This is a genomic window from Sphingorhabdus sp. (assembly GCF_044354325.1).
Classification (GTDB): Bacteria; Pseudomonadota; Alphaproteobacteria; order Sphingomonadales; family Sphingomonadaceae; genus Sphingorhabdus_B.
Genome location: NZ_JBILAF010000005.1, coordinates 22,495 through 44,640, shown reverse-complemented (window position 1 = coordinate 44,640; position 22,146 = coordinate 22,495). Strand labels below are relative to the sequence as shown.

The window sequence follows — 22,146 nt, the reverse complement described above, 5'->3', positions numbered from 1 at the left end:
GCTGAAGCCACATTTGGGGAAATAGCACCAACTGAACCCAGAAAGACAGAACCGGAAAAAGAGTGGCAATTAACGCCGCGTCTGCGTTTGCAATATGATGTCGCGGCGCTGGATGGACCAAATGGCCTGATCGGCACTGGCAATTTTGAGGATATTCGCCGTGCACGCGTTGGCGTGGACCTGAAAATGCCCCATGGTTTTGCTGCTCGGCTAGACACCGAGCTTTCGACAGACCCAATCACGTTGGCGGATGCCTATGTCCAATGGAGTAATAGCCGATTTAAGGTCGTCTTAGGCCAGCAGAAGGCGCAGCTTCCGCTCGACGAGGACACAGCCACGCTCAATACCAGCTTTTTGGAACGCGCAGCTTTTGTAAGCGCATTTGGCTATTCGCGGCGTACCGGCATTTCGGGACATTTTATATCGGGCGATTTTGGCGTTTCGGGCGGGATTTATACCGATCCGCTGATTTTATTAAACGACGTTGCGACAAACAGCAATTCCGTCGATGTCCGTGCGCACTGGTCTCCGCGATTTGCGACGACCACAATGCATTTCGGTGCAGCCTATCACTGGCGCGACCTGAACGATATCGGAAACACGCCTATACGTTATCGCAGCCGCCCAGCGCTTCGCATCACTGATACGCAATATATTGGAACACCCGCGCTGTCTGTTGAGAAGGAGCAACGCTTTGGTTTAGAGGCCGCAGCCGTTCATGGCCGGCTTCATGTGGCATCTGAGGTACATTGGTTAAAGGCGCAACGTGATGGCTTACATGACCCGATTTTTTTCGGGGCCTATGCAGAGGTCGGTGTCTTTTTGACCAAGGACAGCCGCCCGTTGAAGGGGGGCGTGTTCGGAGCCATCAAACCAAGGAATCCGGTAGGCGGTGGAGGCATCGGCGCGTTACAATTCAATCTACGCTATGACTTTTTGGACCTCAACAGCTCGGCGGTTATAGGCGGCGTGCAAAATGCTTATCTTGCGTCACTGATTTGGACGCCGGCCGAGAACTTTCGTCTTATGGGGCAATATTCCAGTCTCAATTATAGCGACGCTGATATTCCCGCCTCGGGGCGCAGGGCGTACGGCGTCAATAAATTCGCCGTACGTGGCCAGATTTCCTTCTAAACAGCATCCTGATCAAGCGAATAACCTGCCGAACGCACAGTCCGGATGATATCGCTGTCAAAGCCTTCATTGAGCGCCTTGCGTAAACGGCGGATGTGGACATCCACGGTGCGGATCTCGATATCGCTGTCATGGCCCCAGACACTGTCCAAAAGGCGCTCACGCGAGAATACATGGCCCGGATATTCGAGGAAATGCTTCAGCAACCGGTATTCGGTTGGCCCAAGCGGAACCTGTTTTCCGCCACGTTTTACCTTGTGCGCGACCGTATCCATTTCGACGTCACCAAAGCGCAGCGCTTCGCCTGCCAGCGCGGGACGGACCCTGCGTAGAACGGCCTTTGCACGGGCAACCAATTCGCGTGGTGAAAAAGGCTTGGTGACATAATCATCAGCGCCGATTTCAAGTCCGCGAATACGGTCGTCTTCTTCACCGCGAGCCGTCAACATGATGATTGGCACATTGGCGGTGTTGTCCGCTTTGCGTAATTGCCGACACACTTCGATGCCCGACAGATTCTCCAACATCCAATCCAGCAAAACCAGATCGGGCGTGCGTTCTTTGGCCATCAGCAGCGCTTCTTCACCGTCCCCGGTATGCTGAACGTCGAACTCCTCGCGTTCAAAATGCCAGCGCACCAGCTCGGCCAGAGCACTATCGTCTTCAACCAACAGCAATTGCGCCTTGGGCATATGTTTCTCCGCGTTAAGCGTCGGGCAGGTTTTCACCCGTTTCGGTAAAATAAATCATCTGGGCAACGGTGGTGGTATGGTCCCCAATCCGTTCCAAGTTCTTGGCCGTAAAAAGCAGATGGGCGACTTCCGTCGCATTTTTGGGGTTTTTCGCCACATATGCGACAAAGTCGACGAACAGATCTTTGTTAAGCTGGTCAACATCGTCGTCACGAATGGTCACTGCGCGGGCCAGATCAATGTCACGCTTTGCATAAGCATCCATGGCGGTGCGGATCATTTCGACAACGATTTCACCCATGCGTCCGAGTTGTTCTTTGGCGGAGGCGTGGATTTTGCCTTCCATCTTCGGAACACGCTTGGCGATGTTTTTCGCGTAATCACCGATGCGTTCAATAACTGCAGACATTTTGAGTGCGGCGATAAGCTCACGCAAATCGTCGGCCATCGGTGCGCGTAAGGCAATGGTACGCACAACCAAGCGTTCGACGTCGGTCTCAAGAGTGTCGATCACTTTGTCTTCGGCACGAACGGAGGCGGCCAGTTCGATGTCATGATCCGACAAGGCTTTCATAGCTGCGACGACCGCAGTCTCGGCGCGCGCACCCATCTCGGCGATGAGGCCACGGATTTCGTCCATGTCATCGTCAAACGCGCTAATGGTGTGCCTTGTGCCTGTGCTCATGTTATTAATTCCTAACCGTAGCGGCCTGTAATATAATCCTTGGTGCGGTCTTCACGTGGATTGGTGAATATTTCGGATGTCTCACCAAATTCAATGAGATTGCCCAAATGGAAAAATGCGGTGCGTTGTGACACACGTGCCGCCTGCTGCATATTATGCGTCACGATGATGATAGCATATTTTCCGCGCAGGTCGTGGATTAACTCCTCGATCCGTGCTGTCGCGATGGGATCGAGCGCCGAACAAGGTTCGTCCATCAAAATGACTTCGGGATCAACGGCAATGGCGCGGGCAATGCACAAACGCTGCTGCTGACCGCCGGAGAGCGCAGTGCCGCTTTCGTTCAGCCGATCCTTGACCTCGGTCCACAAACCGGCACGTGTCAGTGATCCCTCGACGATCTGATCCAGCTCTGCCTTGCCGCTCGCCAGCCCGTGAATCCGGGGGCCATAAGCGACATTGTCATAAATGGATTTGGGAAAAGGATTGGGTTTCTGGAAAACCATGCCGACGCGGGCGCGCAATTGTACGACGTCCATCGACGATGCGTAGATATCTTGCCCATCGAGCAAAATCTCGCCTTCGACGCGCGCACCAATGACGGTGTCGTTCATGCGGTTCAGTGACCGCAGGAAGGTCGACTTACCGCAGCCCGACGGGCCGATGAAGGCAGTCACATTTTCGCGGTCGACGTCAATGGATACGTTGTTTATCGCTTGTTTATCGCCATAAAAAACATTCACATTGCGCGTGGATATTTTTGGATTTCCGGGGTTTTCGCCCACATTAACGTCCTTTTTGTTCATAAATCACCACCGCGTTTCAAAACGGTTGCGAAGATAAATGGCCAAAGCGTTCATTCCCAGCAGGAATATCAGCAACACAATGATTGCCGCACTGGTTTTTTCGACAAAGCCCTGATTGACTTCATCCGACCACAGGTAAATCTGCACCGGCAATGCCGTGGCGGCGTCCGTAAAGCCTTCTGGCGCAGCCGGAATGAAGGCGCGCATGCCGATCATCAGCAGTGGCGCCGTTTCACCAAGCGCACGTGCCATACCAATGATGGTGCCCGTTAAGATACCGGGCAGAGCAAGCGGCAGAACATGGTGGAAAACAACTTGAACAGGTGAAGCGCCGATGCCCAAGGCCGCTTCGCGGATAGACGGAGGAACGGATTTGACGGCGTTGCGGCCGGCAATGACAATCACGGGCATTGTCATCAGCGCGAGTGTTAATCCGCCCACCAATGCGGATGATCGCGGCATGCCGAAGATCGTGAGAAACACGGCGAGTCCCAAAAGACCAAAGATGATCGACGGAACAGCGGCGAGGTTGTTGATGGACACTTCTATCATGTCCGTCAGCCTGTTCTTCGGCGCATATTCCTCAAGATATAACGCCGCGAGGACGCCGACGGGAAAGGCGAGCAACAGGGTAATCGCCATCGTCATCAGCGATCCCTTGAACGCAGCCCAGATGCCAACCGCAGATGGGTCCGTCGCATCTGCACCTGCTAGGAACGTCCAGTTAAAGCCAGTGCGCAAAGCATCCTTTTCAGAAAGCGCAGCAACCGTCTTTTCAGCCGCTGGCTCGCCTTTGCGCTTGAATGCCACGTCCAATCGGGAGTCCGCTGGCAACCAAAGCGTTTGTTTGGATGTGACAAGTTCCGGATTGTCTATCAACATCTGCCGCACATTTGCTGCCGCGGCGGAGGTCAGTAGGCTGTCGCCCAAGCCAGCATATTGTTGCCCCACAGCCAATTCGACGAGGCCGGGAATGTCCATCGAATTCAACGCGGCATCGGCATTTGGACCAGTGACGGACGCTGCAGTCGCGCCAGAGGTCAGTGCCGGAAAATCGAACTCCACGGCGAGTTCTGTGCGTTGGAAACCACGCAGGCCTTGGCCAAGCATGGTGAACAACAGAAACGCGAGGAAAAGCGTTGATAGCGCGACCGCAAAAAAGCCCATCGCTTTAAAGCGCCGCTCAGCCGCATAACGGCTGGCAATGCGCTTTTGCATAATGTGCCCGTTCCAGTCGGTCGGGCTTGGGTCGATGACGGCCTTATTCATATGCTTCCCGATATTTTTTGACGACCCGCAATGCGACATAATTCAGGAAGAACGTCGTTATGAACAACGCCAGTCCAAGCGCGAACGCGGCCAGCGTGTGCGGGCTGCCGAAATCCTGATCGCCCGTCAAAAGCGCGACAATCTGGACTGTAATGGTGGTGATCGTGTCGAAAGGATTTGCAGTTAGGTTCGCGGTGTAGCCTGCGGCCATCACCACGATCATCGTCTCACCAATCGCGCGGCTGACGGCGAGCAATATGCCGCCGACCACGCCGGGAAGTGCGGCTGGTAGGAGTACCTGTTTAATGGTTTCGCTCTTGGTCGCGCCCATGGCCAAGCTGCCATCGCGCATCGCGTTGGGAACTGCGGCAATGCTGTCATCCGACATCGACGATACCAATGGAATAATCATCACGCCCATGACGATACCCGCAGCAAGCGCATTGTCAGATGCTGCGTTGCTGACACCCAGCATGACCGCAAAGTCACGCACAGCTGGTGCCACGGTTAAGGCAGCAAAATAGCCATATACCACGGTGGGCACGCCAGCGAGGATTTCAAGAATGGGCTTCATCCATTTGCGCACATTCGCGGACGCATATTGCGTCAGGAAGATCGCGCTCATCAGACCCAGCGGGATGGCAACGATCATCGCGATGATGGCACCGATGAAAATCGTGCCCCAGAACAATGGTATGGCGCCATAGCCATTGTCCGCGCCAGGCGTGACAACCGATTTGGGGTTCCAGTCGGTTCCGAACAGGAATTCAAATGGCGACACCATTGAGAAGAAGCGCCAGGATTCAAATATCAACGACGCAAATATACCAAGCGTGGTGATGATGGCGATAAGCGATGCGACAAGCAGCCCGAACATAATGACGCGTTCAACTTTACTGCGCGCGCGAAAGTCCGGTTTTAGGCGGGTAAATGCAAAAGCGCCGCCTGCGAATAACAGCAACAATGTCGCGGCTACGCCGAGCCACTTATAATAAGACAGCGCGCCTTTGTATAAAGGAACAAGTTTGTCGCTCATGTCCTGAAATGCGGTTGCTTGAAAACCCTGCGCTATGGCGCGTGCTTCAGACAATATGGCTGCGCGGGCAAAGGTGTCTTGTGGCAATTCAGCGGCGATCGGTGCCGACAGCACCATATTGGTGACCAGCGATGGCGAAAGCGACTGCCAAATGACCATGAACAAAAGCGCAGGCGCAACGGCACAGATCGCAACAAACCAACCGTGATAATAAGGCAGGCTGTTCACAGTGCCACGCGGGCCACCCTTTGCCTTGCGGACGAAACCCGACGCGCGGGCGCGCCCAACGATCCAGCCAATGAGGCCGAGACCAAGGACAAGGAAGAGCAAAGCCGTTCCGGTCATAAACTTAACATTGCTCCCTTGGGCCAAAATTGGCCGAATTCCGCTGAATACCGAACCCAAAATAGCAATGGGCCTGGATCAAACGGAGATTCGATCCAGGCCCATAGACGCGATGATTGTTGCAGTTTTATTTCAAATCTGCGCCCGTCATGGCATTGAGGCTGTTTGCAGCTTCGTTTGCAGCTTTATAGTCTGCTTCAGTCGATGCAATCATGCCCAATTTGGTCAGATATCCGCCAACTGCGCCGCCCTTAAGAAACTCGACAATAAATTCCTTGATGCCAGGAATTTTGCCGATGTGGGCTTTCTTGACATAGATGAACATCTTGCGCGCACCGGGGTAGCTACCGTCCGAAATCGTCGCGACTGTCGGGTTGACGCCGTTCATCACGATGCCGTGTACCTTGGATGCATTTTCTTCCATGTAGCTGTAGCCGAAGATGCCAACCATGTTGGGGTTGGAATCGAGCTTCTGCACGATCAGGTTATCGTTTTCGCCCTGCTCCTTGAAAGCGCCATCGGTGCGAATTTCGGTGCAAATTGCTTTATACTTGTCTTCGTCGGTGTCCTTCAACGCCTTGGTTGCAGCGTCGGATTTGCAACCAGCTTCCATGATCAGCTCATGGAATGAATCGCGCGTACCCGAAGTCGTTGGCGGGCCATATACCGAGATTGGCAATTTAGGCAGCGAAGGGTTCACGTCCGACCAAAGCTTTGCAGTCTGTGGCTTACCGAACGGGTTGGCTGCGAGCGCCTTGTAGACGTCAGCGGTCGACAATTCGAACTTGGTGCCCTTGTTCGACTGTGCAAGTGCCAGACCGTCAATGCCAACCTGAACTTCGATAATGTCCTTAACGCCATTCTTCTGGCAATTTTCGAATTCGCTCTTCTTCATGCGACGTGAAGCATTTGCGATGTCTGGTGTCTCTGCGCCTACGCCTTTGCAGAATTGTTCAATGCCGCCGCCGGTTCCGGTCGATTCCAGAACGGGTGATTTGCGTGATGGATCCGCTTTTGCAAACGCTTCAGACGCGGCCTTTGCGAATGGAAATACCGTCGACGAACCCACAATGCGGATTTCCTGACGCGAGCCGCCAGCGGCCCCACCAGTGCTTGCCTGGTCATTACATGCCGCAAGCGCGAGCGCGCTGATGGCAACAAGTGAAATTTTCTTAATCATAACTGTTGTCCCCATAGTGGATTCGGCACAGAACGAACTGCGCTCTGGGGTCCATTAGACGCCACAGATGGCTGATAAATGACTCTTGTGTTACACTATTGTGACGGTCATGCCGGCGAAACGGGCAGCAAAATCGACACAGTTGTGCCTTTTCCCACCGTGCTGCGGATTTCCAGATGGCCGCGGTGCCGGTCCACAATATGCTTGACCAGGCTAAGCCCCAGACCCGTTCCGCCAACCAACCGACTGCGTCCCGAATCGACCCTGTAAAAACGCTCGGTCAGTCGCGGCAAATGTTCGGGCGCAATCCCGTCGCCTTCATCCGCTACAGCCAAGTTCAGCATAGCGCCGGATCGCGACGACACGAGCGAGACCAGAACCGGGGTGCCGTCTTTTCCATATTTCATGGCATTATTCAGGATGTTGTTGGCAAGCTGCCGCAATTGGCCCGCATCGCCAATCACTGCGGGCAAATCCGCGGTGATATCAAAAGCAATATCTGCGCCGCGGTCCTTCTGGCTGTTGCGCAACTGGTCCACCGTTTCCATCACGATCTGGGCAAAATCGACGGGTGTTTGCGGCGGATCATATTTTTCGGCTTCAATGCGGCTAAGCGACATAAGGTCGCGCACCAACGCCTGCATGCGATCGGTCTCAGTCGCCATGATGCCTAAGAACCGGCTGCGCGTGGCTGGGTCGTCGCCAGCAGCGGGGTCATCCAATGTTTCGATGAATCCTTTAATAGCAGCGAGCGGCGTCAACAGTTCGTGACTGGCATTGGCAACGAAATCCACGCGCATCTTTTCGGCCGCTTGCGTGCCACTGCGGTCGGCCAAATGGACAATCTTCTGTCCCGGGCCCATCATCTGGATACGCATTTCCCACAATTGGTTTTGCTGGCCTATGCCTGTCAGTTTTATGGGGTGGCCGCTGTGCTGGGCATCAGGGTCAGACAATCGTTCGATTGCACCGGCATGCCGAAATGCCATCCGGACATTCTGACCAACAATATTGCTACCCAATAAGCGCAACGCGACCATATTCGCAGCCGTGACGCGCGCATTTTCGACCATCAATATCGCATCAGTTGATGCATCGATGAACGCCTGCAACTGGGGGTGCGACGTAATTGAGGCGGCATCGATAGCTGGCGGTTCCTCTTCGCGCGGCGTATCGATAACGGCTTCATCATGGTCATGCCCTTCGGCCACAACGAACAAAGCAATCAGCATGGATACGAACACCACAAGGATGCGTTCGGCCGCACCAAGCATTTGCCCTGCAAAAACGGCGCCCACAAAAGCAAGCCCAAAGGCAAAAAGCACGCGGGGAGAAAACCAACTGTTCACTATATCAACCCGTCCATGTCATCCCAATCGGCGGCAATCCCGTGTCAGCTATTACCGGCTACATTGCCCCACATATAGACGCAGTTTTTGCGTGCAAGCATAGCCGATGAAATAACGGACATTTGATTAGGAGAGGTTTTGCAAAGCCGCGATCAGATCATCAAAATGGTCGATGATGGAATCTGCGCCCATATCCTCTACGGGCCCGTGCAGGAAACCAAAGCTTACGGCCACACTCGGCACGTCGGCATTTTTCGCGGCCATGATGTCGTAAATGGAATCGCCAATATAGGCCGCACGTCCGCCGCCACATCTTTTGACCATTTCAAAGATCGGCGCGCCCGATGGTTTGGCATTTTCCTTGCCCAACGTGTCCGCACCCAAAATGCAGCCCATACGGTGCGCAAGGTTCAGGTCGTTCAGCAATTTGACCGCCAGGCTTTCGAACTTGTTGGTCACAACCGCGTAACGCACACCCATCGCATCGAGCGTATCCAGCACATTGAGTGCGCCATCAAAGGGCCTACTGTGGACCGACACATTGGCTTCATAATAAGCCAACATCTGGCGGTAGAGCGGCTTAAAATCGCCGTCGGGAATGCCGCCCGTTGCCTCCAGTCCCTGTTGTAACATCAACTTGGCCCCGCCGCCGATATGTTGCTTGACCGTTTCGGCCGAAAGGGTGGGCCTGCCGACGCTGGACAGCACATGATTGACCGCAGCGGTGAGGTCGCCGCTGGTGTCCACTAAAGTACCGTCAAGGTCGAAGCCGATGATGTCGAAAGGAAATTTTGTCATATCACTCCCAAATGGCTGCAAGTTCTGGAAACCGCAACAATTTGCTGGCATGACAATGCACATGACTGAATTAGCTGCCATCATCCTTGCCGCGGGCAAGGGCACTCGCATGAAATCGGACTTGCACAAGGTCCTGCATCCCATTGCCAGCCGGCCAATGTTGATGCACCTGATGGCGTCTGTTGATGCCTTAAGTCCTGCCAAAAAGGTTGTGGTCGTCGGCAGCGGCAAGGATCAGCTGGAGGCTGCCTTGGCCGGGTCCGCAGAATTGGCCGTGCAGGAACCGCAACATGGAACTGGCCATGCCGTGCAGCAGGCGCAAGGCGCACTGGCTGGCTTTGATGGCGATGTCCTCATCCTTTACGGCGATGTTCCGTTCGTGCCGACGGCGACAATGCAGGCGATGGTCGAAAGACTGAACGCCGCCGACGCGCCTGCCGTGGTTGTATTGGCGTTCGAACCGGAGGATCCAACGGGCTATGGCCGCGTGATTGTCGAAGACGGCCGCATCGTTAAAATGGTCGAACAGAAAGACGCGACCGACGCTGAAAAGGCGGTGCAGCTCTCCAATTCCGGCTTGATGGCGGTCAAGTCACGCGATCTGTTTGGATTGCTCGACCGCGTGACGGACGACAATGCGCAGAAAGAATATTATCTCACGGACATCGTCAACATCGCGAACGCCGATGGCCGTGTTTGCGTTGCAGTCACCACGGATCCCTTTGATGTTGCGGGCATCAACAGCCGCGCACAATTGGCCGAGATGGAGGCCGAATGGCAAAAGCGCCGCCGCGTGCAGGCGATGGACGACGGCGCAACCCTGATCGCGCCGGACACCGTCTGGTTCGCATGGGACACGCAAATTGGCCGTGACGTCCTGATTGAACCCAATGTGTTCTTCGGCCCCGGCGTGCGCATCGCTGATAACGTCAAAATCCGCGCGAACAGCCATATTGAAGGCGCGCAAATCGCCAGCGGTTGCGAAGTCGGCCCCTTCGTACGCTTGCGCCCCGGAACGGTGTTGGAAGAAAAAGCCAAAATCGGCAATTTCGTCGAAACCAAGAAAGCCCATCTGGGCAAGGGCGCAAAGGCCAATCATCTCACCTATCTTGGCGATGCGACCATCGGTGCAGGCGCAAATATCGGCGCGGGCACGATTACCTGCAACTATGACGGCTATTTCAAATATCAAACAGTGATTGGCGAAGGCGCTTTCATCGGCTCTAACAGCGCCCTCATCGCGCCGGTAAAAATCGGCCGCGATGCGATCGTCGCGGCAGGCAGCGCCGTATCACGCGACGTCGCCGACGGCGAACTCCGCATGGTCCGAGCCGAGCAGCTGGTAAAGCCCGGCTGGGCGGATCGATTTCACGATGCGATGCGGAAGAAGAAGGCGGAGAAGAAGTGACGCTTGATGTCAAAGGGCAAGTGCCCAAATCCCTTATGATTGCATTGACATGATATCATGATATGATATCAATATATCATGAATCGAATCGCCGGACATGTTCGGTGAATATGACGACCATCAAGGGCAGATGTATCTCGATATGGCGGCACGTAAATATCCAGATTCGATAGTGAACGAAGCGAGTGACACATGAGAATTCTTACGGACATTCCTGACGACGATATCGAGAAGCTGGATGCGCTGGCGGCCAAAGGAAAGCGTTCACGCGCGGCGGCAATTCGTGACGCTGTTAAGCTGTACCTGGTGCATAACACGGATAATAAAGACTGGATCGCCCGCGGCGCTGGTCTTTGGAAGAATCGGACGGATATTGGTGACGCAGTTGAATATCAAAGGACAATGCGCGAAGACCGCAGGCCTTACGAAGATATATGATTTGTGGCCGACCCGTTTTTTGACACCAATATATTGATCGACTGGCTCAGAGATCACCCCAAGGCTATCTCTGAGCTTTCACGATATAAAAAACACAGGATCAGCCGTGTGGTTTGGACTGAAATATTGGCAGGGGAGCCGCTTGAGCGGCGCGACACTGTCCAGCAAATCATTTCACCCTTCGAAGTGGTCGAAATTGATGCCAGAATTGCCGCTGCCGCTGCTGACATCCGATATCGATCGCCGATGAAATTGATGGATGCCTATATCCTCGCTACCGCGCAGGTGAATGGCGCGATCTTGATTACACGAAATACAAAGGATTTTCCGGCAGAGATGCCGGGCATCCGAATCCCCTACACAATTTGACGAAAGCAAAAAATCCATGTGCGGAATTATCGGAATTGTTGGCAAATCTGCTGTTTCGGACCGGTTGGTCGATGGGCTGAAGCGGATGGAGTATCGGGGTTATGACTCCGCCGGTGTTTGCACCGTGCATGATGGTCAGCTCGTTCGTCGCCGTGCAGAGGGCAAGCTTGCGAACCTTGTCAACGTTCTGAAAACCGACGATGCCGCTGGTAATATTGGCATCGCGCATACGCGCTGGGCCACTCATGGCGCGCCGACCACGAGCAATGCGCATCCGCATGCGACGGGCGAAGTCGCGCTCGTGCACAATGGCATTATCGAGAATTTCAAGCAGCTGCGCGATGAACTCATCGCCCGCGGGCGGACATTTGAAAGCGAAACCGATACAGAGGTGGTTGCGCATCTGGTGTCCGAACAGGTGGAGGCTGGCCATGCACCGGCCGATGCAGTGAAGGCCGTGCTACCCCGCTTGCGTGGTGCCTTTGCACTTGCGATTGCGTTTCGCGCATTTCCCGATTTTCTGATTGGCGCGCGTCTCGGTAGCCCACTGGTTGTTGGCTATGGCGACGGCGAAACCTATTTGGGATCTGATGCATTGGCGCTCGCGCCGCTGACACAGAAAATTGCCTATTTGGAAGAAGGCGACTGGGTTGTCGTCACCCGCGATGGTGCGCAGATTTTCGATAAGGATAATAATCCTGTCACGCGCGAAGTCACCACCAGCGGCGTGTCCGCGGCGCAGATCGAAAAGGGCAATTACCGCCATTACATGCAGAAAGAGATATTTGAGCAACCCACAGTGGTCGCCCAAACGCTCTCCAGCTATATCCGCCCCGTTGAACAGACCGTTGCCCTGCCGCAGATGGATTTTGATCTTGCGGGCGTGAAGCGCATTACCATCGTTGCCTGCGGCACATCCTATTACGCTGGCATGGTCGCCAAATATTGGTTTGAAACCTTCGCCCGCGTGCCCGTCGACATCGATGTTGCGTCCGAATTCCGCTACCGTGATCCGGTGTTGGAAGAAGGCGGTCTGGCGCTGTTCATTTCCCAATCGGGTGAGACCGCAGATACGCTGGCCGCGCTGCGCCACTGTAAGGAAAATGGCCAGACCATCGCGGTCGTGGTCAATGTGCCGACATCATCAATGGCGCGTGAGGCGGACCTGTTGCTGCCGACACATGCTGGCCCCGAAATCGGCGTTGCGTCAACCAAGGCCTTCACCTGCCAGCTTGCCGTGCTCGCGGCGCTTGCCGCGCATCTTGCGCTCGTCAAAGGCAAGCTGACTGCAGAAGAAGAACGCGAGATTGTGCGTCATCTGATCGAAGCGCCCGCTGCCTTGAACGCCGCATTGGCGCATGACGACGATATTGCGGCGATGGCACATCTTATCGCGCCTGCGCGCGACGTGCTCTACCTTGGCCGTGGTCCCGACTATCCATTGGCGATGGAGGGAGCCCTCAAGCTCAAGGAAATCAGCTACATCCATGCCGAAGGCTATGCCTCGGGTGAAATGAAGCATGGCCCAATCGCGCTGATCGACGAAGCCGTGCCCGTCATCGTCCTCGCACCAAGCGGCCCGCTGTTCGAAAAGACCGTGAGCAACATGCAGGAAGTGCGCGCGCGGGGCGGCAAGGTCGTGCTGATTTCCGACGCCGAGGGCATAGCCGAAGCTGGCGAGGGCTGCCTTGCCACTATCGAAATGCCAAGCGTCCATCCGCTCATCGCGCCATTGGTTTATGCTGTGCCCGTGCAGTTGCTCGCTTATCATGTGGCGTGTGCCAAAGGCACGGATGTCGACCAGCCCCGCAATTTGGCAAAGTCTGTCACGGTGGAGTGATGATGCGCGCAACGCGTTGAAAGCTGCCGTGTAATACCGCCGCTTAACCTGCCCAGCGATGCCTTGAATCGGGGTATTGGCGGTCCAGAAGAAGGAGTATGATATGTCCGTGTTTGTAATAGCGGCGGTTGCGGCCGCGATTTTTCTCGCCGTGGCTTTCGTTGGCGCTCGGTCGGGCAAATCGTCCAATCCTCGAAAACGGGAAGACAGCGATAGCGGCGTCAGCGCGACCGCCACAGATAGCGCCGCAGACTGCGGCACGGGCGATGGCGGGGGCTGCGGCGGCGATTAGGCCTTAAGTCCATTCGTACAAAATGCTAAAGGCCGTTGCATCAGCCAGCCAGCTATGTCGCTAAAACTGCCTAGGCTGCAAAAAGGAAACGCGTATGAGCGCTGGCAAAATCATCCTGATTGTCGTTTTGTTATGGGTGGCGGTGCATCTGCTGTTGTTCGGTTACCTTAAACGACAGATTGCTGCTGCAAAACGCGACAAGGGGCTGTAGCCGCTGCGCGCCTCAATGCGCCGATATCAGGGGTGATACAGCCGCGGTCGCACGGGTTGATTTGCCATATTTGCAAGCTTATAGCGGAAGGGCAAAAACAAGCGGTCCCGCGGGGCCGCTTTTTGGCTTTTGGAATATGCCAAGCATTTGGTTGGAAGGAAATATACCATGTCGATCACGCCTTTGATGCCCGTCTATCCGCGTTGCGGTTTCCGACCGGTGCGCGGCGAAGGCGCTTGGTTGATTTCCGAAGACGGCAGCCGCGCGCTTGATTTTGCAGCGGGCATCGCTGTGAACTTGCTTGGGCACGGTCACCCGCATTTGACCAAAGCCATTCAGGATCAGGCAGCAACGCTGATCCATGTATCGAACCTCTATGGCAGCCCGCAGGGTGAGGCATTTGCCCAGCGGCTGGTGGATACGACTTTTGCGGACACCGTGTTTTTCACAAATTCCGGCGCCGAAGCTGTCGAGTGCGCAATCAAGACCGCGCGCGCGTACCACCAAAGCCAGGGCAGCGACCGCTTTGAAATCATCACCTTCAAAAACGCCTTTCATGGCCGCACGATGGCGACGATTTCTGCCAGCAATCAGGAAAAGATGCACAAAGGCTTTCTGCCTTTGCTCGAAGGTTTCAAATATGTCGACTTCGACGATCTTGAAGGTGCTAAGGCTGCATTAGGGCCCAAGACCGCGGCTTTCCTCGTGGAACCTATTCAAGGTGAGGGCGGGGTTCGCCCTGCGTCTGACGCGTTTTTGAAGGGCCTGCGCGCGCTGGCCGACGAACATGGCATCATGCTCATCCTCGACGAAGTCCAATGCGGTGTTGCGCGCTCGGGAACATTATATGCCTATGAACAATATGGCATCACACCCGACATTATGGCGACGGCAAAGGGCTTGGGCGGCGGTTTTCCTGTGGGTGCGTGCTTGGCGACCGAAGAGGCAGCCCGCGGCATGGTCGTCGGGACGCACGGTTCGACCTATGGCGGCAACCCATTTGCGATGGCGGCATGCCAGGCGGTTTGGGATGTCGTGGCAAATGACGAATTCCTAGAAAATGTGCGCGCGACGGGCGACAAAGTGCGCACCTCACTTGAACAGTTCATTGGCAACTATCCCGATCTGTTTACCGGCGTGCGTGGCAAGGGCTTGATGCTTGGCGTCATGATGACGCACGAAACGCGCGCGTTTGTCGCGCATTTGCGCGACAATCATGGGCTGCTGTTGGTTGCCGCTGGTGATAACACCTTCCGCGTGCTGCCGCCGTTGAACATTACCGATACCGAAATCCAGATTTTCATGGAAAAGCTTTCGGCTGGTGCGGCAAGTTACCAGGTGCCGCAGGCGGCATGACCCGTCATTTCCTCAATCTGGCGGATGCTGGCGGCTATGCTATTGCGGCCATGCTTAACGACGCCATTGACCGCAAAGCCGCACGACAAGGCTGGCCCAAGGGCAAGGCAGATGCGGATGCGCCATTAGCCGGGCATACGCTCGCGATGGTGTTCGAAAAAAATTCGACACGCACGCGGACGTCATTTGAAATGGCGATGAAGCAACTGGGCGGCGACAGCATTTTTATGGCGTCTGGCCAAATGCAGCTGGGGCGCGGGGAATCGATCGCCGACACCGCCCGCGTTTTGTCGCGTTATGTCGATGCCATCATGATCCGCACCGATGATCATGCCAAGGTCGAAGAGCTTGCGCATCACGCCAGCGTGCCTGTGATCAACGGACTGACCGATTTGTCGCACCCGTGCCAGATTGTGGCTGACCTTTTAACAATAACCGAGCACGGCAAGGCGTTGCCCGGGCTTGAGCTTGCGTGGCTGGGCGATGGAAACAATGTGCTGAACTCCATCGTTGAGGCTGCGGGATTGTTCCAGTTCAACGTGCGGATTGCCGTGCCACAGGGTTATGAAAGCGACGATAGCTTCATTGAAAGCGCGCGCGCGGCGGGTGCGAACGTTACGCTCACGCGCGACGCTGCCGAAGCGGTACGTGGCGCAGACGTGATTGTCACCGACACCTGGGTGTCGATGGGGCAAGAGCACGCCCACAATAAAATAGCCGCGATGATGCCCTATCAGGTCAATGAGCAGCTTATGGCTATGGCGAAGGCCGATGCCAAATTTCTGCACTGTCTGCCTGCGCACCGCGGCGAGGAAGTCACCGACGCCGTGATCGACGGGCCGCAGTCGGTCATCTGGGACGAAGCCGAAAACCGACTCCACGCACAAAAATCCATCTTACGCTGGTGTTTTGGCCAAATTTAATGGCTGGGCAGTCCGAAACTTTTTGTAATCAGCCTTTGCGCTTTTCCATTCCGACCCGTGACGCGCGGGGACGGTTGGTGCGGCTTGACGAGGTGTTGGCTGAAATATTGGCCGCGCATGCTTATCCGCCCGTCATTGAGAAAACGCTCGCGGAGGCACTGGTGCTTACGGCACTGCTGGGCGCCTCGCTGAAGGAAAAGGGCAGTCAGCTGACATTGCAGACGCAAACCGAAAAGGGTGCCATCCGTTTGCTGGCCTGCGATTATAAGGACGGTGCGTTGCGCGGATATGCGCAGTTCGATCCAGCGACTGTCGCTGCGCTGCCGGACGATTCCACATTATTCGGCATCTTCGGCAAGGGCTATCTTGCCATAACGTTCGACCGGATGAAGCCAGCGATTGAAGGCGGTGGCCGGTACCAAGGTATCGTGCCGCTTGAGGGCGATACGCTGGCCGATGCCGCCGCGAACTATTTCGTGCAGTCTGAACAAATTCCGACGCTCATTCGCGTTGCCGTCGACCATGTGAACGGCCGCTGTGTGGCTGGCGGGCTGCTCGTCCAGCATTTGCCTGAAGGCGAAGAAGGCCGTGAACGCCTGCATGTCCGGCTTGACCATCCTGAATGGGACCATGTGGAAATCATTGCTTCCACGATCGCCCGCGCTGAACTTGCCGATCCATCATTGCCACTGGAAGAAATCGTCTGGCGCTTGTTCCATGAGGAACAGGAAGTACGCATTGAACAAGGCGACCCGCTGTCCAAGGGCTGCCGCTGTGATCCGGTGCATATCCGCGATGTCATCTCAAAATTTCCGGCAGAAGACCGGGCTGACATGGCCGATGATGCTGGTGATATCGTTGTTGATTGCGAATTTTGCTCGCGCCGCTTTCCGGTGAGTTTGGCAAGCTTCAACAACTGATCGAAATGCGTGGACCAATCTGGTCACGCATCGTTCATCGCCCACATTCTATCATGCGAAATGCGGCATTTTGTGATATGTTTCGGAAATAAACGGGCCGCTTCAACGAAAATGGCTGGTTTCTGGATTGATACTTATGACATTAAAACACGCCCAATATTGCCTGGCTGGTACCATTTTACTGTCGCTGACTTCAGCCGCAATTGCGCTTACGCCAGCAAATGATCTGTCATTATTAAACACGCTCGAACGCGGGCAATGGAGCTTGCGGGCAGCCGGGGCTGAGGCGCCATTGACAAAAATCTGTCTTGGCAATCCAGAGGTGCTAACCCAAATCCAGCATGCAGGCGCAGCGTGTGAGCGGTACGTTGTCCGTTCAACCGTGAATTCGGTGACGGTCAGCTACACATGCAAAGGTCAAGGACAAGGTCTGACGACCATCCGTAAGGAATCCAACCGGATCATCCACATTCAGTCGCAGGGCATTCGCAATAATGCGCCGTTTTCGTTTTCGGTCGAAGGCCGAAGGACTGGCCCTTGCTAGGCCAATCGCCGTTATCGCCGCGTTCATGAAATATTTACCATCTTTGCGTTAAAGGGATGCGTGTCTTTTAAGAGATACGCTTTCCTCCCTAGTTGGCTGCAAAGCCATAACTGGGCCGCCGCTGTACAGCTTGGCGGCCCATTTTTTTATCAGAACGCCGCGATGCCCGTGATGGCCCGCCCCAGAATCAAAGCGTGGACATCATGCGCACCTTCGTAGGTGTTAACTGTTTCGAGGTTCGCCATGTGGCGCATGACTTGATATTCTTCGCTGATACCATTGCCGCCATGCATATCGCGCGCGGCGCGGGCGATATCGAGCGCTTTGCCGACATTGTTGCGCTTCACGATTGAAATCATGTCGGGCGCCAGCTGGCCTTCGTCCATAAGCCGTCCGACGCGTAACGATGCCTGAAGCCCAAGCGCAATGTCGGTCATCATATCGGCCAGCTTCTTTTGATAGAGCTGGTTGGCGGCCAGCGGCTTGCCAAATTGATGGCGATCAAGGCCATATTGGCGCGCGGCATGCATGCAGAATTCTGCGGCCCCCAATGCGCCCCAGCTGATGCCGTAGCGGGCACGGTTGAGGCAACCGAACGGACCCTTCAGGCCTTGCACGTCGGGCAAAAGCGCGTCCTCACCAACCTCGACATTATCCATCATGATCATGCCCGTGGTGGATGCGCGCAGCGACAATTTGCCTTGAATTTTTGGCGCGGACAGGCCTTTCATGCCCTTTTCCAGCACAAAGCCACGAATGCCGCCGCCATGTGCTTCCGATTTTGCCCAGACGACAAAGACATCGGCAAAGGGTGCGTTTGAAATCCACGTCTTCGAACCGTTGATGACATATCCGCCATCAACTTTTTTGGCGAAGGTGCGCATGCCCGCAGGATCGGACCCGGCGTCCGGCTCAGTCAATCCAAAGCAGCCAATGAGCGTTCCTGCCGCAAGTCCGGGCAGATATTTGCGGCGCTGTTCTTCGGAACCATATGCATAGATGGGATGCATCACGAGCGACGACTGAACCGACGCCATCGAACGATAGCCCGAATCGACGCGCTCAATCTCTCGCGCAATCAAGCCATAAGCGACATAAGACGCGCCAGCGCCGCCATATTCTTCCGGAATCGTTGCGCCAAGCAAACCCGTTTGGCCCATCAGCGGAAACAATTCGGGCGCATCACATTCGGTCCGGTATGCCTCAATCACGCGCGGCTGCAATTCGCTTTGCGCAAAGGCATGTGCCGTATCGCGGATCATGCGTTCATCTTCGGTAAGTTGCGCATCCAGACGGAAGGGGTCGGACCAATCAAATGCTGCCAATTCGGCCATAAACTTTCTCCAATGTTGCCTGGGTCGCTAAACTTTTTGTGTGCTGCGGGCAAGCTGGCAAAATGTCTGTAACCCGTCTATTCGCCTTGCAATCACATAGGAGATAGCGGTGAAGCTGGCAGCAGATGTAGAGACGATTCTGAAAAACCTCGGAACCCAAAGTTCGGGGGATATGGCGTCATACTCGCCGGTCGATGGCAGCACTATCGGATCGGTACCAACCGCCTCTGTCTCGGATATGGATGCGGCGTGCACAAAAGCCACCGATGCGTTCCACAGTTGGCGCGCCGTCCCCGCGCCGCGTCGCGGAGAGCTCGTTCGCGTGTTCGGCAATGCCTTACGCGAAGATAAGGAAAAGCTGGCACGCCTTGTCACCATCGAATGTGGGAAGCCCTTGTCTGAGGGCATGGGCGAAGTGCAGGAGATGATCGACATTTGCGACTTCGCCGTCGGCTTGTCGCGCCAGCTACATGGCCTCACCATCGCCAGCGAACGTCCCGGCCACCGTATGATGGAACAATGGCATCCCTTGGGGCCGGTTCTGGTCATTTCTGCTTTCAATTTCCCGGTCGCCGTCTGGGCATGGAATGCGGCGTTGGCACTTGTCTGCGGTAATAGCGTTATCTGGAAGCCGTCGGAAAAAACCCCGCTGACGGCGGTGGCCGTACAAGCCATTTTTGAACGTGCGGTGACCGCATTTGGTGATGCGCCAGCGCATGTATCACAAGTGGTGCACGGCGGACGCGACGTTGGCGCGGCTTTGGTTGCGGACCCACGCATCGCGCTTATCTCTGCCACCGGCAGCACGCAAATGGGCCGCAAAGTCGGACAGGTTGCAGCCGCGCGTTTTGCCAAGACGATATTGGAACTTGGCGGCAATAACGCCGCGATTATCAGCGACAAGGCCGACCTTGCATTGGCGTTGCGCGGCGTCTTGTTCTCCGCGTTCGGCACAAGCGGGCAACGGTGTACGAGCCTACGGCGCGTCTTTGTGCATGACGCGATCTATGACAATTTTGTGGAGGCATTGAAAGCCGCCAGCACATCCATGGCGGTTGGCGACCCTCTAGACAGCAGCAACCTTGCTGGCCCCCTTATTGACGAAGCGGCACATGACGGCATGCAAGTCGCCCTCAATGAAGCGCGCGCGCTTGGCGCAAGCATTACTGGCGGTGAACGGATGGACTTGAAAGGTGTCTATGTCCGGCCTGCGCTCGTGGAGATGCCCACCCACAACGGCCCGGCATTGCGCGAAACCTTTGCGCCGATACTCTACATCTTCCGATATCACGATCTGGCGCAGGCCATCGCACTTCAAAACAGCGTCGGCGCGGGGCTTTCGTCCTCAATATTCTCGACCGACGTCCGCGAGTGCGAGCGGTTCCTGTCGGCAGAAGGTAGCGACTGCGGCATCGCCAATGTCAATATCGGCACATCCGGCGCTGAAATCGGCGGGGCATTTGGCGGCGAAAAGGAAACGGGCGGTGGCCGCGAATCCGGATCGGACGCCTGGAAAGCCTATATGCGCCGCGCGACAAACACGATTAATTATTCGAACGAACTGCCGCTTGCGCAAGGGGTGACTTTCGACCTAGGCTAAGGCCTGAGGAGAGCACGCAATGCTAGTCGACAAATTGCCACCGGTGAAAGCAACGCTGCAGCCGAGCAACCACCCCTATCTCAACGGTGCGTGGACGCCGCAGCATGAAGAGGTCACCGCGACGGACCTTGCGGTCATCGAAGGCAGCATTCCTGACGACATTGACGGCGTCTATTTGCGCAATACCGAAAACCAGATCCATCAACCGCTAGGGCGCTACCATCCCTTCGACGGCGACGGCATGATCCACCAGATTGATTTTTCGGGTGGCAAGGCAAGCTATCGCAATCGCTTTGTGCGCACCCGTTGTTTTCAGGCGGAGCAAGATGCCGGCGGCTCGCTCTGGGGCGGATTGATGGACAAGGTGAGTGTGTCGAAACGCCCCGGCTTTGGCGCGCATGGCAGTCTTAAGGATTCATCAAGCACGGACATTATCGTGCATGCTGGCAAGGCTGTGTCCACTTTCTACCAGTGCGGCGAGGGCTATGTGCTCGACCCCGAAACGCTCGAGCAAGAGGGCGTTGCGTCCTGGGTGCCGCTGGACGGCATTTCGGCGCATCCTAAGGTTGATGAACGCACCGGCGAGTTGCTGTTTTTCAACTACTCCAAACATGCGCCTTATATGCATTATGGCGTGGTGGACCGCAGCGGCAAGCTTGCGCATTATGTGCCCATCCCGCTTCCCGGGCCGCGTTTGCCGCATGACATGATGTTCACCGAAAACTGGTCAATATTATGCGACTTCCCTTTGTTCTGGGATGAGGAACTGTTGAAGCGCGATGTCCATGTGACGCGGCTGCACGAAGGGCTGCCATCGCGTTTTGCGCTCATTCCACGTTATGGCCAGCCCGAAGATATCCGCTGGTTTGAAGCGGACCCGACCTTTGTCCTGCACTTCATCAATGCCTATGAGGAACGGGACGAGGTCATCCTCGACGGCTATTTCGAAGAGGATCCCTATCCGCCACCAATCGAAAATGCCGACGGCTATGGGCATATGATGGCCTATGTCGACGAACATAGCTTTAAGCCCAAGCTGCACCGTTGGCGCTTCAACTTGAAAGATGGCACCACACGCGAAGAGCGGTTGGATGACCGAATTTTAGAGTTTGGCATGATGAACCAACGCTATTTGGGGCTGCCATACCGTTATGCCTATAGCACGACGTCAAAGCCGGGCTGGTTCCTGTTCACAGGCTTCGTCAAACATGATTTGGTCACTGGCGAGTCGTGGGAAGTTCAGCTGACCGATGGGCGCTATGCCAGCGAAGCGCCCTTTGCCCCGCGCGTGGGCGCCACAGACGAAGACGATGGCTATCTTGTCAGCTTTGTGACCGACGAAAACCGTGGAACGTCAGAATGCATCCTGATCGACTGCAAACGCTTTGATGAAGGACCGGTGTGCAGAATCGCCCTGCCACATAAGATCAGCAGCGGAACCCACGCGCATTGGGCGGACCGAACCGTTCTGTGACAGCTGCATATTGCGCGGCCACGACGCCCAAGGAAATCCGTGCCTCTTCCCGGCCTTGCTTGGTCGTCAAGTAAACAGTACTAATATTTAATATTAGAAAAACCTGTTGCTGTGATTCCATGGCGCAATCCGATTGCCGCACC

At 55.6% G+C, this 22,146-nt stretch carries 21 protein-coding genes; 12 read left to right on the top strand and 9 right to left on the bottom strand.

Going from position 1 to position 22,146, the window contains the following annotated elements; all coding sequences use genetic code 11:
- Positions 1–1,134, top strand: a 1,134-nt coding sequence (locus ACIQ0G_RS01185; protein WP_397576325.1) for an OprO/OprP family phosphate-selective porin, incomplete at its 5' end; no start/stop codon positions are given.
- Here ACIQ0G_RS01185 and phoB read toward each other — a convergent pair.
- From phoB to ACIQ0G_RS01145, 8 genes are all read right to left on the bottom strand, one after another.
- Positions 1,131–1,826 carry a phosphate regulon transcriptional regulator PhoB gene (phoB, locus tag ACIQ0G_RS01180; protein ID WP_183942220.1) on the bottom strand — a complete coding sequence of 232 codons (696 nt, stop codon included), beginning with the start codon at positions 1,824–1,826 and terminating at the stop codon, positions 1,131–1,133. The genes ACIQ0G_RS01185 and phoB overlap by 4 nt on opposite strands.
- 13 nt (positions 1,827–1,839) lie before the next feature.
- On the bottom strand, positions 1,840–2,511 hold the full coding sequence (gene phoU, locus ACIQ0G_RS01175; protein WP_395628634.1) for a phosphate signaling complex protein PhoU: 672 nt from the start codon (positions 2,509–2,511) through the stop codon (positions 1,840–1,842).
- A gap of 11 nt (positions 2,512–2,522) precedes the next feature.
- Positions 2,523–3,317: a phosphate ABC transporter ATP-binding protein PstB gene (gene pstB / locus ACIQ0G_RS01170; protein ID WP_183942222.1), complete on the bottom strand. Its 795-nt coding sequence runs from the start codon at positions 3,315–3,317 to the stop codon at positions 2,523–2,525.
- A gap of 3 nt (positions 3,318–3,320) precedes the next feature.
- A complete protein-coding gene (gene pstA / locus ACIQ0G_RS01165) occupies positions 3,321–4,586 on the bottom strand; it encodes a phosphate ABC transporter permease PstA (protein ID WP_397576324.1) in 1,266 nt (421 codons plus the stop codon).
- A complete protein-coding gene (pstC, locus tag ACIQ0G_RS01160) occupies positions 4,579–5,967 on the bottom strand; it encodes a phosphate ABC transporter permease subunit PstC (protein ID WP_397576323.1) in 1,389 nt (462 codons plus the stop codon). The genes pstA and pstC overlap by 8 nt, the downstream gene beginning before the upstream one ends.
- A gap of 127 nt (positions 5,968–6,094) precedes the next feature.
- Positions 6,095–7,147: a substrate-binding domain-containing protein gene (locus tag ACIQ0G_RS01155; protein ID WP_397576322.1), complete on the bottom strand. Its 1,053-nt coding sequence runs from the start codon at positions 7,145–7,147 to the stop codon at positions 6,095–6,097.
- A gap of 107 nt (positions 7,148–7,254) precedes the next feature.
- Positions 7,255–8,496, bottom strand: a complete 1,242-nt coding sequence (locus tag ACIQ0G_RS01150; protein WP_397576321.1) for an ATP-binding protein — start codon at positions 8,494–8,496, stop codon at positions 7,255–7,257.
- 126 nt (positions 8,497–8,622) lie between these two features.
- Positions 8,623–9,294 (bottom strand): HAD hydrolase-like protein, encoded by a 672-nt coding sequence (locus tag ACIQ0G_RS01145; RefSeq protein ID WP_397576320.1) that lies wholly within the window; start codon positions 9,292–9,294, stop codon positions 8,623–8,625.
- A gap of 61 nt (positions 9,295–9,355) precedes the next feature.
- Here ACIQ0G_RS01145 and glmU point away from each other — a divergent pair, with 61 nt between their 5' ends.
- From glmU to ACIQ0G_RS01100, 9 genes are all read left to right on the top strand, one after another.
- Positions 9,356–10,702: a bifunctional UDP-N-acetylglucosamine diphosphorylase/glucosamine-1-phosphate N-acetyltransferase GlmU gene (gene glmU, locus ACIQ0G_RS01140; RefSeq protein ID WP_397576319.1), complete on the top strand. Its 1,347-nt coding sequence runs from the start codon at positions 9,356–9,358 to the stop codon at positions 10,700–10,702.
- A 192-nt stretch (positions 10,703–10,894) separates the two neighbouring features.
- The gene (locus ACIQ0G_RS01135; protein WP_397576318.1) at positions 10,895–11,140 is read left to right on the top strand and encodes a ribbon-helix-helix domain-containing protein; all 246 of its coding nucleotides are present in this window, start codon (positions 10,895–10,897) and stop codon (positions 11,138–11,140) included.
- Between the two features lie 3 nt (positions 11,141–11,143).
- The gene (locus ACIQ0G_RS01130; protein WP_397576317.1) at positions 11,144–11,509 is read left to right on the top strand and encodes a type II toxin-antitoxin system VapC family toxin; all 366 of its coding nucleotides are present in this window, start codon (positions 11,144–11,146) and stop codon (positions 11,507–11,509) included.
- 16 nt (positions 11,510–11,525) lie between these two features.
- Positions 11,526–13,349: a glutamine--fructose-6-phosphate transaminase (isomerizing) gene (gene glmS, locus ACIQ0G_RS01125; protein WP_397576316.1), complete on the top strand. Its 1,824-nt coding sequence runs from the start codon at positions 11,526–11,528 to the stop codon at positions 13,347–13,349.
- A gap of 103 nt (positions 13,350–13,452) precedes the next feature.
- A complete protein-coding gene (locus ACIQ0G_RS01120; protein WP_397576315.1) occupies positions 13,453–13,641 on the top strand; it encodes a hypothetical protein in 189 nt (62 codons plus the stop codon).
- 379 nt (positions 13,642–14,020) lie between these two features.
- The gene (locus ACIQ0G_RS01115; RefSeq protein WP_397576314.1) at positions 14,021–15,208 is read left to right on the top strand and encodes an aspartate aminotransferase family protein; all 1,188 of its coding nucleotides are present in this window, start codon (positions 14,021–14,023) and stop codon (positions 15,206–15,208) included.
- Entirely contained in the window at positions 15,205–16,131 is a 927-nt protein-coding gene (gene argF / locus ACIQ0G_RS01110; RefSeq protein WP_397576313.1) for an ornithine carbamoyltransferase, read from the top strand. Before ACIQ0G_RS01115 ends, argF begins: the two co-directional genes overlap by 4 nt.
- Complete coding sequence (locus ACIQ0G_RS01105; protein WP_397576312.1) at positions 16,131–17,051, top strand: Hsp33 family molecular chaperone HslO; 921 nt, start codon at positions 16,131–16,133, stop codon at positions 17,049–17,051. Before argF ends, ACIQ0G_RS01105 begins: the two co-directional genes overlap by 1 nt.
- Before the next feature lie 136 nt (positions 17,052–17,187).
- Positions 17,188–17,595 carry a DUF3617 domain-containing protein gene (locus ACIQ0G_RS01100; protein WP_397576311.1) on the top strand — a complete coding sequence of 136 codons (408 nt, stop codon included), beginning with the start codon at positions 17,188–17,190 and terminating at the stop codon, positions 17,593–17,595.
- A 149-nt stretch (positions 17,596–17,744) separates the two neighbouring features.
- On the opposite strand, the gene ACIQ0G_RS01095 is transcribed toward ACIQ0G_RS01100, so the two are convergent.
- Positions 17,745–18,929 carry an acyl-CoA dehydrogenase gene (locus ACIQ0G_RS01095; RefSeq protein WP_397576310.1) on the bottom strand — a complete coding sequence of 395 codons (1,185 nt, stop codon included), beginning with the start codon at positions 18,927–18,929 and terminating at the stop codon, positions 17,745–17,747.
- Positions 18,930–19,038: 109 nt separating this feature from the next.
- Between ACIQ0G_RS01095 and ACIQ0G_RS01090 the strand changes: the two genes are divergently transcribed.
- Positions 19,039–20,529, top strand: coding sequence for an aldehyde dehydrogenase family protein (locus ACIQ0G_RS01090; protein WP_397576309.1), 1,491 nt, complete (start codon positions 19,039–19,041; stop codon positions 20,527–20,529).
- 19 nt (positions 20,530–20,548) lie between these two features.
- Positions 20,549–22,003: a carotenoid oxygenase family protein gene (locus ACIQ0G_RS01085; RefSeq protein WP_397576308.1), complete on the top strand. Its 1,455-nt coding sequence runs from the start codon at positions 20,549–20,551 to the stop codon at positions 22,001–22,003.
- The last annotated feature ends 143 nt before the right edge of the window (positions 22,004–22,146 follow it).